The sequence below is a fragment of the Mailhella massiliensis genome, assembly GCF_900155525.1.
Classification (GTDB): domain Bacteria; phylum Desulfobacterota; class Desulfovibrionia; order Desulfovibrionales; family Desulfovibrionaceae; genus Mailhella; species Mailhella massiliensis.
On sequence record NZ_LT706952.1, the window covers coordinates 216,685 to 232,903 of the forward strand.

General features: G+C 63.9%; 12 protein-coding genes and 1 pseudogene. 2 read left to right on the forward strand and 11 right to left on the reverse strand.

Annotation, left to right across the window (positions count from 1 at the left end; genetic code table 11):
- The 10 genes and pseudogenes from CZ345_RS11080 to CZ345_RS11125 all read right to left on the reverse strand — a co-directional run.
- On the reverse strand, window positions 1–1,405 hold a 1,405-nt coding region (locus tag CZ345_RS11080), incomplete at its 3' end, for a malic enzyme-like NAD(P)-binding protein (RefSeq protein WP_083717388.1).
- Between the two features lie 70 nt (window positions 1,406–1,475).
- Window positions 1,476–2,585, reverse strand: a complete 1,110-nt coding sequence (locus CZ345_RS11085; protein WP_077073208.1) for a pyridoxal-phosphate-dependent aminotransferase family protein — start codon at window positions 2,583–2,585, stop codon at window positions 1,476–1,478.
- A gap of 447 nt (window positions 2,586–3,032) precedes the next feature.
- Window positions 3,033–4,502 (reverse strand): Asp-tRNA(Asn)/Glu-tRNA(Gln) amidotransferase subunit GatA, encoded by a 1,470-nt coding sequence (gene gatA / locus CZ345_RS11090; protein WP_077073209.1) that lies wholly within the window; start codon window positions 4,500–4,502, stop codon window positions 3,033–3,035.
- Window positions 4,503–4,796, reverse strand: coding sequence for an Asp-tRNA(Asn)/Glu-tRNA(Gln) amidotransferase subunit GatC (gene gatC / locus CZ345_RS11095; RefSeq protein WP_077073210.1), 294 nt, complete (start codon window positions 4,794–4,796; stop codon window positions 4,503–4,505).
- A 7-nt stretch (window positions 4,797–4,803) separates the two neighbouring features.
- Window positions 4,804–6,528 (reverse strand): ABC transporter substrate-binding protein, encoded by a 1,725-nt coding sequence (locus CZ345_RS11100; protein WP_077073211.1) that lies wholly within the window; start codon window positions 6,526–6,528, stop codon window positions 4,804–4,806.
- 498 nt (window positions 6,529–7,026) lie between these two features.
- Window positions 7,027–7,791: an enoyl-ACP reductase FabI gene (locus CZ345_RS11105; RefSeq protein ID WP_077073212.1), complete on the reverse strand. Its 765-nt coding sequence runs from the start codon at window positions 7,789–7,791 to the stop codon at window positions 7,027–7,029.
- A 39-nt stretch (window positions 7,792–7,830) separates the two neighbouring features.
- The gene (locus tag CZ345_RS11110) at window positions 7,831–8,736 is read right to left on the reverse strand and encodes a phosphoribosylaminoimidazolesuccinocarboxamide synthase (protein WP_077073213.1); all 906 of its coding nucleotides are present in this window, start codon (window positions 8,734–8,736) and stop codon (window positions 7,831–7,833) included.
- A gap of 185 nt (window positions 8,737–8,921) precedes the next feature.
- Window positions 8,922–10,254 (reverse strand): annotated as a pseudogene (hisD, locus tag CZ345_RS11115) (histidinol dehydrogenase).
- Window positions 10,255–10,356: 102 nt separating this feature from the next.
- Window positions 10,357–11,748 (reverse strand): bifunctional UDP-N-acetylglucosamine diphosphorylase/glucosamine-1-phosphate N-acetyltransferase GlmU, encoded by a 1,392-nt coding sequence (gene glmU, locus CZ345_RS11120; RefSeq protein WP_077073214.1) that lies wholly within the window; start codon window positions 11,746–11,748, stop codon window positions 10,357–10,359.
- Window position 11,749: 1 nt separating this feature from the next.
- Window positions 11,750–11,959 (reverse strand): DUF2065 family protein, encoded by a 210-nt coding sequence (locus CZ345_RS11125; RefSeq protein WP_077073215.1) that lies wholly within the window; start codon window positions 11,957–11,959, stop codon window positions 11,750–11,752.
- Between the two features lie 355 nt (window positions 11,960–12,314).
- Between CZ345_RS11125 and CZ345_RS11135 the strand changes: the two genes are divergently transcribed.
- A complete protein-coding gene (locus tag CZ345_RS11135) occupies window positions 12,315–13,280 on the forward strand; it encodes a polyprenyl synthetase family protein (protein ID WP_077073217.1) in 966 nt (321 codons plus the stop codon).
- A gap of 84 nt (window positions 13,281–13,364) precedes the next feature.
- Window positions 13,365–14,468, forward strand: coding sequence for a DHH family phosphoesterase (locus tag CZ345_RS11140; protein ID WP_077073218.1), 1,104 nt, complete (start codon window positions 13,365–13,367; stop codon window positions 14,466–14,468).
- Window positions 14,469–15,003: 535 nt separating this feature from the next.
- Here CZ345_RS11140 and CZ345_RS11150 read toward each other — a convergent pair.
- On the reverse strand, window positions 15,004–15,906 hold the full coding sequence (locus tag CZ345_RS11150; RefSeq protein WP_077073220.1) for a carbon-nitrogen hydrolase family protein: 903 nt from the start codon (window positions 15,904–15,906) through the stop codon (window positions 15,004–15,006).
- Window positions 15,907–16,219: the final 313 nt, after the last annotated feature.

Here is a 16,219-nt window from a genome sequence, read left to right on the forward strand (position 1 = left end):
CCTGAAGGCCGTACTTGGGGTTGCGGATGCCGCGGCTGCCGAGCAGATAACCGCCGGGGAAGATCTTGTTCGGGAAGCCGTGAACGCCCTTCCAGAGCTTGATTTCCTGGCCGTTCATGTCGATGAGCATGGCGCGGTAGGCCTCCACGCTGCCGCCGATATCGTCGATGGTGCCGCGGGCGACGCCGCTTTCCAGCGCGGACATGGCCACGGCGGGTGCGACCCATTCAATGATGCGCGGATCGAGGGGCATGGGAATGATGTATTCCGGGCCGAAGGAGAAATTGCGGCCGTGGTAGGCGGCGCGCACCTCTTCGGGCACGGGTTCGAGGGCGAGCTCGGCCAGGGCGCGGGCGGCGGCTATTTTCATTTCCTCGTTGATCTTGCTGGCGCGCACGTCCAGCGCGCCGCGGAAGATGAAGGGGAAGCCGGAGACGTTGTTGACCTGGTTGGGGTAGTCGGAACGGCCCGTACCCATGATGGCGTCGGGGCGCACGGCCTTGGCCTCTTCGTAGCCGATTTCCGGCACGGGGTTGGCGCAGGCGAAGATGACGGGGCTTTCGGCCATGCCCTTGAGCATGTCGGGCTTGAGGGTGCCGGGGCCGGAAAGGCCGAGGAAGAGGTTTGCGCCCTTCATGGCGGCGTAGAGCGTATCGTCGATGGAGGAGCCGGGCGCGGGTTCTTCCTGGGCAAAGGTCATCTGCACGTCGGAAAGGTCGGTACGGCCCTTGTGGATGAGGCCGCGGATATCGAACATGGAGATGTTTTCCGGCTTCACGCCCATGGAGGCGTAGAAGCGGGCGCAGGCCATGCCTGCGGCGCCCGCGCCCATGACCACCACCTTCATGTCGGCAATGGCGCGGCCGGTGATGCGCGAGGCGTTCATGAGCGCCGCGCCGGTAATGACGGCGGTACCGTGCTGATCGTCGTGGAACACGGGGATGTTCATGGCCTTCTTCAGTTCTTCCTCGATATGGAAGCATTCCGGGCCGCGGATGTCCTCAAGGTTGATGCCGCCGAAGGTGGGTTCCAGCGCCTTTACGATGTCGATGAGGCGTTCCGGGTCGGAGCAGTCGAGTTCGATGTCGAAGGCGTCCACGTCGGCAAAGAGCTTGAAGAGCATGCTCTTGCCTTCCATGACGGGCTTGCCCGCCAGGGGGCCGATGTTGCCGAGGCCGAGCACGGCCGTGCCGTTGGTCACCACGGCCACGAGGTTGCCGCGGCCGGTGAGCTTTTCGGCCATGGAGGGATCGGCCACGATGTCGCGGCAGGCGTCGGCCACGCCGGGGCTGTAGGCGAGGGTGAGGTCGTCCTGCGAAACGGCCTTCTTGCTGGTCATGACTTCTATTTTGCCGGGGCGCGGCAGGCTGTGATAGCGCCGAACGTCTTCCTTGGTGTAGCTCATGGCATATCCTTATATGTTGCCCCGCATATGCGGGAAAGTTGCGTTATTTTTTTGAAAGTTGCGGAAGAGTCTAGCGGGAGAGCACGTCCTTCATCACGGCAAGGGCGTTCTGCATGGCTTCCATGTCCGCCTGCGTGCCCATGTGCCCCATGCGGAACACCTTGCCCGCCAGAGGGCCGAGGCTGCCGCCCACATGGAGGCCGCGTTCGGCAAGGGCGGCGCGCCACGCCGTCCATGCGTACCCTTCGGGCATGCGGACGGCCGTCACCGTGGGGGAGGAAACCGCTCCCTCGGCAGGCCACAGCTTCAGGCCGAGCTGCTGCACGCCTTCGCGGCAGGCGCGGGCCACGGCTTCGTGGCGGGCGAACACGTTTTCCAGCCCTTCTTCCTCCAGAGCGGAGAGAGAGGCGTCCAGCGCGGCAATGCCCCACCAGTTGGGCGTGTAGGGGAAGCGCATGGCGTCTTCAATGGCGTTGTCGAAGGGCTTCACGGCATCGTAACCGGTGTAGTTCACCTCGCGCACACGTTCCCAGGCGGCGGCGCTCACGCTCATGAAGCTCATGTCCGGCGGGCAGGAGAGGCATTTCTGCGAACCGCCGAGCACGCAGTCGGCATTCCAGGCGTCGGCATGTACGGGCGCGCCGCCGGCGCTGGCCACGGCATCCACCACAAGGAAGGGAACCCCCATGTCCTTTTTCAGCGCGCCGAGTTCCTCCAGCGGGTTCAGCGTGCCGGAAGGCGTTTCGCAGTGCACCGCCGTCATGAGCACGGGGTGATGTTCGCGTATGGCGTCCTTCACTCTTTCCAGCGTGGAAGCGCCGATGGTGCAATCGTACGGTTCCGAAACAAGCACAGCCTTGCAGCCCAGGGCCTTGGCCATGTCGGCAAAGCCGTCACCGAAAACGCCCGTACCCACGGAAAGCACGGTGTCGCCTTCCCTGAGCAGACTCTTCAGCGCTCCCCAGAGCACGAGCATACCTTCACCCGTGCCCATGAGCACGTCTTCCTTCGTGCCGAGCACGGCCTGCAGGCGGGTACGTACCGACTTGTAGAGTTCGAGATATTCCGTGCCCATGCGCGGGGGAGCATAATCGCGGGAAAGAGCCTGGGCGACACGGGGATGGATGGAAACGGGGCCGGGATAGAAGGGCATGGCCGCATAGGGCTTGAAGCTGTTCATGGCATGGCGCGGGAAGCGTGGTTGCGGCAGGGGAAGTCGCTTTTCCGCGCGTGGCTGCCTTCCCCGCCGTCTCCCTGCCGGGAGAAGGGCGGAATTTTTCCGCCGATAAAACACAAGAAGGGTTTTCGTCAAAATGGCCCGGTACTGTCAAGAGGTATTGCAGCCTGCCTGTCCCGCGAAGGCGGAGAGGGGACGGACTTCCCCCGCTGCCGCAGAAGCCGGAAATTCCGTGCATTTCCTTGCGTAATGCCCGGTCCGGGCGCACAGAGAACAGGCGCATCGGGGGGCAGCTTTCCGGCGGAGGAGGTGAAAAGCCCCGCATGAAGCGGGGCCGGTATCTGCGTCGTCGCGCCGCCCTGCGGCGGAGCCGGGGGGCGGAAACGAGGGGGCGCGGGGGGCTTGTCCCGATTCATCGGGGAATCATTCCCCCCGGAGCCTTTTCTGTCTTTACAGCGGGGCGCGGAGGTTGTGGGTGCCGAGGGCGCGGGTGAGTTTGTCGCCCGCGAGGAAGAGGCGGCCTTCGTCGAAGGCGCGGCCCATGAGCTGCACGCCCACGGGGAGGCCTCCGCTCATGCCCACGGGGATGGAAAGGCCCGGCAGGCCCGCAAGGTTGAGGGAAAGGGTGAAGATATCCATGAAATACATCTGGAGCGGATCTTCGGACATGTGTCCCATCTGCCACGCGGGCACGGGGGAGACGGGGGCGAGGAGCATGTCGCAGCTTTCCAGCGCGTTCAGGTAGTCCTGCCGGATGAGGCGGCGCACCTGGGCGGCCTTGCGGTAGTAGGCGTCGTAATAGCCTGCGGAGAGCACATAGGAACCGAGCAGGATGCGGCGCTGTACTTCCGGCCCGAAGCCTTCGGTACGGGAGCTGGTGTACATGTCCTCAAGGTTTTTGGGCGCGGCGGTGCGGTGGCCGTAGCGCACGCCGTCGTAGCGGGCGAGGTTGGAGCTCGCTTCCGCAGCGGCGAGAATGTAGTAGCTGGCAATGGAGTATTCGGTATGGGGCAGGGAAACTTCCACCACCTTCGCGCCGAGGGAACGGGCGGCTTCCACGGCCTTTTCGCAGGCTTCGGCCACGCCCCTGTCCAGACCGTCGTGCCCGAAGAATTCGCGGGGCAGGCCGACGGTGATGCCGGAAAGATCCTGCTGCGCGTTCATGGACGCGGCGTAGTCGGGCACGGGCACGGGGGAACTTGTGCTGTCGCGTTCATCGTGCCCGGCAATGACCTGAAGCACGAGGGCGGTATCTTCCACGGTGCGGGCGAGCGGGCCCACCTGATCGAAGGAGGAGGCGTAGGCGAGAAGCCCGTAGCGCGACACGCGCCCGTAGGTGGGCTTGATGCCCACGCAGCCGCACAGGGAGGCGGGCTGACGGATGGAGCCGCCGGTATCGGAGCCCAGGGAGGCGAAGCACTGGCAGGCGGCCACGCTGGCGGCGGAACCGCCGCTGGAGCCGCCGGGCACGCGGGTGACATCCCACGGGTTGGCGGTTTTCTTCCAGGCGGAATGTTCCGTGGTGGACCCCATGGCGAACTCGTCCATGTTGTTCTTGGCAAGGATGACGGCGCCCGCGTCCTTCAGCTTCTGCACCACCATGGCGTCGTAGGGGGGCATGAAGCCTTCGAGAATCTTCGAGGCGGCGGTGGTGGGCATACCCTTCAGGGTAAGGGCGTCCTTCACCGTGACGGGGATGCCCCAGAGGGGCTTGTCGGAAAGGTCGGCCGGGCGGTTCCTGTCCATGGCGCGGGCCTGTTCCAGAGCCTCTTCGTCGCGGCGGGCGAGCAGCGCGCCCACGGCGGGTTCCGTGGCGTTGATGCGGTCAAGGCACGAGGAAACGAGGCTTTCGGCGCTTACGTCGCCCTTTTTTATGAGCTGTTGCGCCTCAAGGAGGGAGAGTTCAAAAAGTTCGGGCATTTACTTTCCCTCCACAATACGGGGAACAATGAAGAAGGCCCCGTCGGTGGCGGGGGCTCCGGCCAGAATGTCGGCCCGGTCGGCGCGGCGCACGGCAATATCCTCACGGAAGGCGCTTTCGTGGATCACCGGGGAATAGAGCGGTTCCACGCCGGTGGTGTCCACCTCGGCGAGCTTGTCCATGTAGGCGAGAATGCGGGAACACTGGGCCGCCATTTCTTCCTGAACGGCAGGGTCCGGGGCCAGCCGGGAAAGGCGGCACAGATGCAGAAAGTCGTTTTTGTCGAGTGACATGGGGTGATTAATCCTTGCTGAGGGAATTGACGAGCTGGTCGAAGCTCACGGGCCGCTGGGGAGCGGCGGGCGTTTCGTGGGCGGGGGCGGACAGGTCGCCGGATTCCAGCCTTTCCTTCAGCGCCTGAAGGTCGGCCGGGACATGCCCCGTGGCGGCGGGCTGGAAGAGGAAGAGCCTGCGGGAGGCCTTGCCGGAACCGTCCCAGAAGATGGGCGCTCCCGCCCAGTCCATATCCGGCTTTGAGGCCAGGGCGCGGTTCACGCTCTGCGCCGACCAGCCGGGCTGAAGGTTCAGGTCGGCGGCCATGGACACGAAGTCGAAGCCCAGGGCGGACCAGTCGTCGGCACGGGCGTCTCTGGCGGCCATGGCGTTCTTGAAGGCCGTCGCTCCGGGAGTGGCGGAACGGTAGTCCCACACGCCCGGGAAAATGGTGAGGGCGAAGGTTGCGGCGTTGCTGTGGCTGGTCTGGCCGAGGCTCTGTTCCCACAGGGAGGTTCCCATCATGAGCCTGTCCTGCGCGCCGTTGTAATGCAGGCTGGAAACGAGCATGTCCATGTTCTTCCAGCTGTCGGGCAGGAAGATGGCGCGGAAATCGGCCGTGGCCACGGGAATGCTGCCGCGCTGCGCGCCCACCTGCGTTTTCACGAAGGTTCCGGCTTCCTTGGTCCATGCGCTCATCTTGCCGGCGGTGTAGCTGCCGCTCGTGACGGCAAGGCCGCGGGATGTGGCCTTCTGCATGAACAGGCCGCTCATGCGCCTGGAATAGGAATCGCCGGGGCTGAAAATGCCGAAGGAGGAGATGCCGAGCTTTTCGGCGGCGTCGAGCAGGGCGTCGATCTGGTCTTCCTGGCTGGCGAAGAAGCGCCAGGCATGCACGCCTTCCTCGCCTGCGGGAAGAGAGGCGGTAAAGGAGAATACGGCGCGTCCTGCGGCGGCGGCCTTCAGGGCGTTGTAGCGGCCGGGCAGAAGCGGGCCGCCCACCACGGTGAACTGCGGGGGCAGAGCCTGCACGGCCTGCTGCCAGCCCGTTTTGCCGGAGTCGATGATACGCAGATCCACCGTCTTGCCGGCGAAGCGCAGGGAATCGGCGGCGGCGAGGGCGCCTTCGGCCACCTGCTTGCCGAGGGCCGAGGCGGAACCCGTCTGCGGAATGACGAGCGCCACGGAAACCGTCTTCTGCCCGGGGGGCAGGGGGGCGATGCCCAGCATGGAGGGGGCGGCGTACATCATGGGGTTCGACAGGCGGGCGATGACGGCCGCGCTTTCGGGGAGCAGGTTGCGGCGCGCGGCCTTGAGCATGACGAGGTTCCAGGGGAAGCGCGCTTCCTGTTCGGAGGAAACCTGGGAGGCGAGCTTTTTCAGAGAATCGCCGTCCATGCCGTCGAGGTCCGTCCAGTACAGGGTTTCCCAGGTGGCGCGCTGCTCTGGGGAAGCGGCGGCGTACAGGGAGGCGAGTTCCTTGCGGGCGGAGAAGCCCTGCCTGCCGGGGCGGCTGGCGGCTATGGAAAGGGCGCGGCTTTTGAGCGCGGGGGAGGAGGCGGGGTTCTTCAGCACCGCTTCGGCGCGGAGCCCCTGCTCCATGCCGCTCAGACCGGCGATGCTGTTGACCCAGACCGTGGCCTCATCCTGTGCCTGGAAGGGCAGACGCTGCTTTTCAAGCAGGGCGCAGCCTGAGGAAAGAAGGGCGAAGCACAGGGCCAGAAGAAGTGCGAGACGGAAGCGGGGAATCATGGTTTTTGTCCTTTTCATCTGGGCGGGAAGCGGCCTTGCGGAAACGGCGCGTCGAAGCGGGCGCAGCTTGCGGGCTGCGCCGCCGTTTCGAAAAAGAGGCCCCGGGCGCGAAAACGCCCGGAGCCTTCATCATAAGCCAGCTTGCAAGGGAGGGCAAGACGCAATCAGCGCTTCCCCTCGCGGGAGTCCGGGGCATCCCCGGGAATGTCTCCGCGTTTTTTCTTTTCTCCTGCGCCGTCGTCACGCGACGGCAAGGGGTCCGCCCGGAATCAGCACGAGGGCGTGGTTCCCTTGTACAGACCCGTGCCCGCCGCCAGGGCGGCCGCAAGCAGAAGCAGGGTGATGATGCCGTCCACGGCGTCCATGGGCGCTCCTTTTCCGGCAGGAATGCGTGCGGAAATCACCGCGCGCCGTTTGCGGGAAGCCCGCGTTTTTCCGTTTCGGCCTCAACGCTTCGTTTCTTCCGGCCCGGATTCCGGGCCGGAAAGGGCGCGGCGCCTACAGAGCGGTGCTCTGGAAGCCGTTGTCCACGTAAAGGATTTCGCCGGTCACGCCGGAGGCGAGGTCGGAAGCCAGGAAGGCCGCGGCGTTGCCCACTTCGTCGATGGTGACGAGGCGGTGCAGGGGAGCGCGCTGCTCGAACATGGCGCCGATCTGGTGGAAATCGGAAATGCCGGAGGAGGCCAGGGTGCGGATGGGGCCGGCGCTGATGGCGTTGACGCGGATGTTCGCCGGGCCGAAGTCCGTGGCGAGGTAGCGCACGGAAGCTTCAAGAGCGGCCTTGGCCACGCCCATGACGTTGTAGTTGGGAATCATCTTTTCCGAACCGTAGTAGGTCATGCAGAGCACGGACGCGCCGGGGTTGAGCAGCGGTTCAAAGGCCTTGCACAGGGCCACCAGGGAGTAGGCGGAAATATCCAGCGCAAGCTTGAAGCCTTCGCGGGAGGTGTCGAGGTAGCGGCCCTTCAGGTCGTCCTTGGAGGCGAAGGCCACGGAGTGGACGAGCACGTCCACCTTGCCCCACTTTTCCTTCACGAGTTCCGCGGAACGGGCGATGTCTTCGTCGCTCGCCACGTCGCAGGGGAAGGTGAAGTCGCCGGAAAGTTCGGCGCAGATGGGGTCGACGCGCTTTTTCAGGGCGTCGTTAAGGTAGCTGAACGAAAGCTGGGCGCCTTCGCGACGGAAGGCGGAAGAGATGCCGTAGGCGATGCTGTGCTTGTTGGCCACGCCGAAGATGACGGCTTTTTTTCCTTCAAGAAGCATATTCCTCTCCTTTGATGAATGTTTATATGAGGGGGGAGGTTACAGGGGGCTGCCCGTAAGCAGGCGGTACGCCTCCTGATATTTTGCAGCGGTGGTGTCGCGCACGTTGTCGGGCAGCGCGGGCGCGGGGGCTGTCTTGTCCCAGTCCTGCGTTTCCAGCCAGTCGCGCAGGTACTGCTTGTCGAAGCTCGGCTGGCTGTGGCCGGGGTCGTAGCCCGCCGCGGGCCAGAAGCGGGAGGAATCGGGGGTGAGCACCTCGTCGATGAGGATGAGCTCGCCGTCGGCGATGCCGAACTCGAACTTGGTGTCCGCAATGATGATGCCGCGCCCGGCCGCGTATTCGGAAGCTTCGCGGTAGATGGCGAGGGCGGTTTCGGCCGCCTTGTCGGCATGTTCTCTGCCCACGATTTCGCGCATCTTCTCCAGGCTGATGTTTTCGTCATGCGTGCCCGCTTCGCCCTTGGTGGAGGGGGTGAACATGACGGAGGGGAGCTTCGAGTCCTCCAGCAGCCCTTCGGGGAGCTTCACGTTGCAGAGCGTACCATCGTTCTTATAGGACTTCCAGCCGGAACCGGCAAGATAGCCGCGCACGATGCATTCGGCCTTGATGGGTTCGGCCTTTTTGGCCAGCACGGAACGCCCGGCGAGCTGATCGCGGAAGGGGCGTAGTGCGGCGGGGTATTTGTCCACATCCGATTCGATGATGTGGTTGGGGATGAGGTGGGAGAATTTTTTCATCCAGAACAGGGTGAGCTGGTTCAGGATGACGCCCTTCCACGGTATGGGGTCTCCGAGGATGACATCGAAGGCGGACATGCGGTCGGTGGTGACGATGAGCAGAGTCTTTTCATCAATGTCGTAGATATCGCGTACCTTGCCGCGGCCGCACATGTGGAATCCGGGCAGGCTGGTGGAGGTAACGACGGGGTAGGGCAGAGATTGCATGGAGTGATTCCTCAACGTAAAGCGGGATAAGGGTTGCGGCAATGCGGCGCGCATACGCGGCGCTTCCCGTGTTCCGGCCCCCCGGTGCGGAACGGGATGCGTCGCAGGCATTTCACGTTGCCGGTGCAAGCGGCGTTTTTTTGCGGCGCAGGGAAGCGCCGCGCAGGTTGTGCGAAAACGCCGTCCTAGCCGCGAAGCTCCACGGAACGGGCGTGGGCTTCGAGGCCTTCCAGCCGGGCAAGCAGCGCAATGGAAGAAGCGTGACTGCCGGTAAATTCGCGCGAGGCGGCGATGACGCTGGTCCTCTTGCAGAAGGTCTGCACGCTGAGCGCGGAGGAGTGGCGCGCCGTGCCCAGGGTGGGCAGAACGTGGTTCGGCCCGGCGTAGTAGTCGCCCACGGGTTCCGGGGAGTACTGGCCCAGGAACACGGCCCCGGCGTGACGGATGGCGGGCAGCACCTCCCACGGGGAGGCGGTGCACACTTCCATGTGCTCGGGCGCGATGAGGTTGGCCATGTCCACGCCCACGGAAAGGCTGGACACCTGGATGATGGCGCTCCAGTTCTCCAGCGAGGCGCGGGCGATGTCGGCGCGGGGCAGTTCCGCCACGCGGCGGTCCAGCGCGGCGGCCACCCTGTCGGGCGGCCACCCTGTCGGCCAGAAGGCCGCTCGTGGTGACGAGCACGGCCGAGGCCAGCCTGTCGTGTTCCGCCTGGGAGAGCATGTCCGCAGCCACCCATTCGGCGTTGGCGCTTTCATCGGCCAACACCAGAATTTCGCTCGGCCCGGCGATCATGTCTATGCCCACCTTGCCCTGCACCAGCTTCTTGGCCGTGGTGACGAAGATGTTGCCCGGCCCGGCGATGACGTCCACGGGGCGGATTTCCTGCGTGCCGTAGGCGAGCGCCGCGATGGACCAGGGGCCGCCCACGCGGTACACTTCGTTGATGTCCAGCAGGTAGGCGGCGGCCAGCATGTAGGGGTTCAGCGTGCCGTCGGCGCGCGGAGGCGTGACCACGGCGATTTCCTTCACTCCGGCCACCTGCGCGGGAATGGCGCCCATGAGCATGGAGGAGATGAGCGGCGTGTCGCCGCCCTTGCCGCCGGGCACATAGAGGCCCGCGCGGTCCACGGCGTCCACCTTCTGGCCGAGAATGGAGCCGTCTTCACGGGTGATGAACCACGATTTGTCCTTCTGCGCCTCATGGAAGGCGCGGATGTGCGAGGCCGCCTCCACGATGACGCTGCGTTCCTCGCCGGAAATGGAGGCCGCGGCGCGGGCCAGTTCGTCCTGAGGCACGGCGAAGGGCATGGTCATTTCCGGCGCGTCGAAGGCGCGGGTGCGTTCCAGCAGCGCCTCGTCGCCGCGTGCGATGACGTCGGCAAGAATGGCGCGCACCTGGTTTTCCACGTCCTGCCCGGAACCGTCGGCGGGGTTGCCGCGTTCGGCAAGATGCCGGAAGAAGGCCGTCGCTTCCGCGTCGGCGGTGGATTTGATGTTCAGTATGCGACAAGACATGGTGTTTCTCCTTGGAGTTGGCGGCATTCGGCAGGCCGTGGCTCTGTCGCGCAGCACAGAATGGATATTCCGGGAAAAATAGTCAAGTTGCGGGGCGGGAAGCTACTTTTTCCGTTCCCTGATCACCTGCCGGCCCCGGCCCAGGGCCAGTTTTCCGGCGGGCACGTCTTCCACGATGACGGAGCCTGCGCCCACAAGCGCGCCGTCGCCTATGCTCACCGGGGCCACCAGCGAGGTGTTGCTGCCGATGAAGCAGCCTTCGCCCACCACGGTGCGGAACTTGTTTTTCCCGTCGTAATTGCAGGTGATGGTTCCCGCGCCGAAGTTGACGCCCGGCCCCACTTCGGCATCGCCGAGATAGGTGAGGTGGTTGGCCTTGGAGCCTTTGCCGAGGCGCGTTTTCTTGAGCTCCACGAAGTTGCCCACATGGGCGCCTTCCTCCACCACGGTCTGCGGGCGAAGGCGCGCCCAAGGACCGACGATGGCGCCGCTTTTTATTTCCGCGCTTTCGATATGGCAGAACTCCTTCACTTCCACGCCGCCGGCGATGCGTGCGTTGCGCAGCACGCCGTGGGAACGGATGAGCGCGCCCCCTTCAATCACCGAATCGCCGTAGATTTCGCAGGGGCCGAAGATTTCCGCGCCCCTTTCCACACGGCTGAAGGGGCTGACGCGCACAAGCGCAGGAGAATGCAGGATGACGCCCGAGGTCAGCAGTTCCCGGGTTCTTCTTGCGGTGAGAATCTCTTCCGCCACGGCAAGTTCCGCCGGGGTGTTCACGCCGAGAAGGGCGGCCGCATCGCAGCCCGCGCCCTCGGCGCGTATGCCGCGCACGTCCATGCCCGCGTTCAGGCCCAGGGCCACAAGGTCGGTGATGTAATATTCCCCTCCGGCGTTCTCGCAGGAAAGGGAGGGCAGCAGCGTACGCACCGCGGGCAGGGAAAAGAGGTAGATGCCGGTGTTCACCTCGCGGGCCTCTTCCTTCGGGCCGTAGAGGGCGGGGTCGAAGTCCTTCGCTTCCACAATGGCGCGTACCGCTCCGTCTTTGCGTACCACGCGGCCGTAGGAGGCGGGGTCGTCGAGCTCCACGCTTAAAAAGGCCACGTCCGCGCCGGCGGCTTTTTCCAGAAAGCTGCCGAGCACTTCCGGGGTGATGAGGGGCGTGTCGCCGTTCACCACGAGCACGCAGCCGTCGCCCTGCAGAGAGGGCATGGCCGTCATGAGGGCGTGCCCCGTGCCGAGCTGCCTTTCCTGGCGTATGCACACCTCCTGCCTGCCGAGCCGCTGCGCGGCGTATGCGGCTTCCGCCTCCACCATGGCGGCTTCGTTGCCGGTAAGGGTGAGGATGCGCCCGATGCCGGGCACCTTGTCGAGCGTGGCCGTCACCAGGGCAAGCATACTTTCCCCGAGCAGCGTCTGAAGAACCTTCGGGCGGGGGGAGGGCATACGCGTGCCCTTGCCGGCGGCGAGGATGAGGGCGTCAGTAGGAATCATGTCAGTCTCCACGGAGGGCGCGGCCCGCGGCGCAGACAAGAAGGCCGAGGGCCAGGAGCAGGATACCGCCGTTGCGGAGCTGCCCGTCGGAAAGGGAAAGCAGCATACGCAGAGCCTCGCGCGTTTTCGCGGGCGAGAGGACCCAGGGCAGGGCTTCCAGAAAGCAGGCCAGGCCCAGGGCGGCGAGAAACAGGGAAAAATTGAAATTCATCGCGGCAGTATCCTAGGTATCGGCCGACTTGTAAAGTGATTTTTGTCCCGCTCCGAATCGCGGGGAGCGCTGTGCCCCATAAGAAAAAGGGCGGACGGCAGGGCGGGGGCGGCCGGGGCTTTTTCCCCGAGCTTCCGGGCGGGCGTCTGCGCCCCGTTTTCCTCGCGTCCGGGGAGCATCCCCGCTCTCCGGCCGCGCGGGGCCGCGCTTTCCGGCAAGGGGAAGGACGAGGAGCGGAAGCGCCTCTGCACATGTTCTGCGGAAGAGGACGAAAATGCTTGCGAAGAATGAAAAATGCGTTCAAAAAGGAGGGGAGAGTTTCCGAGAAGCCCTCCGGGGCAGAGGTTTAATGGTTATGATAACATTCATGTCCGTGCTGAAATATGAGCAGGTGAAGGTGAACGCCGCGCTGGAAAGGGAACTGGAATCCATGCCGGCGCCCCTGCGCGATATCGCCGCTCATGTCCTGCTGGCGGGCGGCAAACGCCTGCGCCCCCTGATGACCCTGGCCTCGGCGCGCCTGTTCGGCGCGGAGGGCCCGCAGCTTTATGAGCTTGCCGTCATCCCCGAAATGATCCATGTGGCCACGCTCCTGCACGACGACGTGCTCGACGGCGCGGATTCGCGCCGGGGCAGGCAGGCGGCGCATGTGCGTTTCGACGTGCCCCGCGCCATTCTCGCCGGGGACGCGCTGCTTGCTGCGGCAAGCCATAAGACGGCCTCCTTCGGCATACCGGAGCTGCTTGCCTGCGTGTCGGAATCGGTGCTCATGACCGCTTCCGGCGAAGCGCATGAAATCGCGCTCCAGCATTCGCTCACCCACAGCATGGGGGAATACCTGGACATCGTGGCGGGCAAGACGGGCTGGCTCATCAAGGGTTCCTGCCGCCTGGGCGCGCTTTACGCCGGGGCCACGGCTTCGCAGGTGGAGGCCATATCCGAATACGGCCTCAACCTGGGCATCGCCTTCCAGATGGTGGACGACGCGCTGGATTTTGCGGACGAGGCCGTTACGGGCAAGCCCACGGGCGGCGACCTTGTGGAAGGCAAGTTCACCCCGCCGGTCATGAAGTATCTGGAATTTCTTCCCCGATGCGACAGGGAAACCTTCTGCGAGAAGTTCCGCGAAGGTTCCTTCACGCCCGAGGAACGCGCCCGCGTTTCTTCCGACATCCGGCGCCTCGGCTTCGATGAGGAAACCCGGTCCATGGCGCGCGAGTACCTCGACAGGGCGCAGCAGTGCCTGGAAGGCCTGCCCCAGCGCTTCGAGCAGAAGCTCTTCCGCGAGGCGCTCGACTTTGTGCGCGACCGCAGGTCCTAACGGCATTTAATGAGGAAGGCGTCCGGGCGCGTCGTGAGTCCGGGGCGTTCCGTCCTTACGGGGATTTTTCAGGAGAAAAGCAGGATGGCCTATTTTCGCGTGCTTTCCGCGCAGCTTGCGCTTCTTCAGTCTCTGCTCGTCAAGGAAGAATCGTGGGCCATACTCATCACCGCCGACCCGGACGCGCTGGCCAGCGCCATGGCGCTTCAGCGCATCATCCGCGCCAGAGTGAAAAGCGTGACCATAGCCCGCACCAACGAGATCAGCCGGCCGGACAACCTGGCCATGATCCGCTACCTCAACATTCCCGTGGTGAAGTGGCGGCCCTCCATGCGGAAGAAGATACAGCGCTTTGCGCTGGTGGATTCCCAGGCGCATCACAATCCGGCCTTTGCGGGCATCGACTTTTCCGTCGTCATCGATCATCACCCCCTGCCCACCGAACCCTGTTCCGCGCCGTTTCAGGACATACGGCCCGGCTACGGCTCGGTGAGCACCATCATGACGGAATACCTCTATTCCGCGGGCATACGCCCGGCGCGCCTGCTGGCCACGGCCCTGCAGTACGGCATACGCACGGACACGGGCACCTTCGGGCGCAACTGCATGGAAGTGGACATGCGGGCCTATCATTACCTGAGCCGCTTCGGTGACGCGGGCATCATGAACCGCATCCTGCGCAGCGAATACATGCCCGAGTGGCTTCCCTATTTTTCCCGCGCCTTTGAAACCCTGCGCCCCTGCGGCCGCGGAAGCTATGTGTGGCTCGGCAAGGTGGAAAGCTCCGACATCCTCGTGGTGGTGGCGGATTTCTTCCTCAAGGTGCACGGCCTGCGCTGGGTGGCCGTATGCGGTTCGTGTGCGGGCCGCGTCATCGTGATTTTCCGGGGCGGCTACGGCAAGATGGATCTCGGCGCGGTGGCCTCCGGCGTGTTTTCCGGCATGGGCAGCGGCGGCGGCCACAAGACCATGGCCCGGGCCGAAGCCGCCGTCATGGATATTCCCGTGGAGGAGCGCAGCGGCCTTGAGGAATATGTGTTCCGTCTCATCTACGCGGCTGCGGAAAAGCGCCGCCGCAAGGCCGGGCCCGACCCGAAACCCGGCAACGGGGACGAGGCCGGAGAGGATGCGAAAAAGAAGGATGAAGATGACGATGCGGAGAAGGGCGCGGAGCAGAAAAGCGCCTGATGCGTCGTCGTTGCAGAGAAGGGAAAAGGCCGGGCCGTTCCGGCCTTTTTTCGTATGCGGCGGCAGGCGTGCCGGAGAAACCCGCCATGCGGAAACCCGGCGGCCGGCTTCCCTGCGGAGGGGGCGGGTACGGACGGAAGCATCTCTTGCGGCCGGCATCGGCGGCAGGGAGCTTCCCGGCGGGATTTCTCCGCGCGGAGTGCGGGGAAGGGAAAAAAGGATGGTTATGCCGGGGAAAGGATTGCCGCCGTGGGGAGCCGTGACCGGGGCGCGGCGGAACTTCGGGGACGGAACGTATTTTTCGGAAGGGAGAAGGAGCGTTCGCCTGCGCGGAGCCTTTTGCAGACCGCGGGGGAAAACGTGTTGCGGTGCGGGAAGGGCTTGAAAAAGGGAAAAACGCCCCGGGCCTTCCATGCGCGGCAGGGCGGGGTGCGGGCCTTCGTATGTGCGACGGGAAGCGGAAGCATGGTCGGATTTGCCGAACTCTCCTCACGCTCCGTTTTACCGTTTTCTCTTTCTCCGCAGCCATGTTTTTTCATCCGTTTTGCCGGTTTCGTATAAACGGCTTTTTCACTTCGACATCGACGAGGGCCGCATAAGCCGCAGGTTTGCGGTACGCATTTCCCCATGTTTCCAGTTCCCGGTAGGTTCGGATGCGATCCATGTCGAACTCCGCCGTCAGAATATCTTCCTGAACGTCGTTGGCCTTTACAAGCGTATTGTCCAGACTGTTTCCGTTTTCATCAAACACAACCGGGGAAAAGGCGCAGGAACACCCCCATCCTTTGCCGGGATAGTTCGCCATGGCAACGCCGACCATGTTTTCAAAAGCTCTGGCATTCAGTTGATGGATTCTGTGAGCGTTCATGGCACAGGCATTGGGAACCAGAATGATTTCTGCTCCCTTCAGCATCAGAACACGGGCGCTTTCCGGGAACTCACGGTCGTAGCAGATCATGACGCCCAGCGAAATGCCTTCAAAGTCGCATACCTTGAACTCATCTCCGTGCTGCAGCAGTGCTTCCAGAGAAAAATCGCAGGTATGCACTTTTGCGTAATTCAGCAGGATGTTTCCGCTCCGGTCAATGACGACGGCGGTATTCTGGAAGGCGTTCTCTGTCTTTGACAGCCATGTGGCGCAAACTCCAATCCTGTTTTGGGCGGCAGCGTTCTTTATGGCGGCTGCATAGTCGCTTTCCATGGTGACGGCATCTTCCAGCCATGCGCTGCGCTCGTTTTCAAAAGCAGGATTTGTCGGATATTCAAACGCACCTTCAAAAGGCGCGGCATATCCGTTCGACCACATTTCTGGAAAAAGTACCATATCCGCCCCTAGGCAGGAGACTTCGTGTATATGCTGAACGGCCAGTTCCGCATTCCTGTTTCTGTTGTTGGGTATGGCTTTTTTTTGTACCAGCGCAATGCGGAGCGTCGACATTCCCTTTCTCCTTCGTCATACGTTCGCCTGATGGATTTTCCGTATCGTACCGGCTCAGTCCGGTCATCCCTTGATGGCGTGCCTGCTTGTCGCCCCGTGCCCGGATGCCTTCTTTTGTCCGCGCCGGCCGGTTGCCTGTAGAATCGGCGGGCGGCCGAACAGGCTTTTTCCTTCCATGGATTTAATGCAGCGCCTCCCCCTTCTTTTTCGGTCTGAATACGTGTTTGAACCTGACATAAATCCTCAGTACCTACAATGCGTTGGCCTGTGCGGGCAGAACTTTTGAAAAAGGGAAAAACGCCCCGGGCCTTCC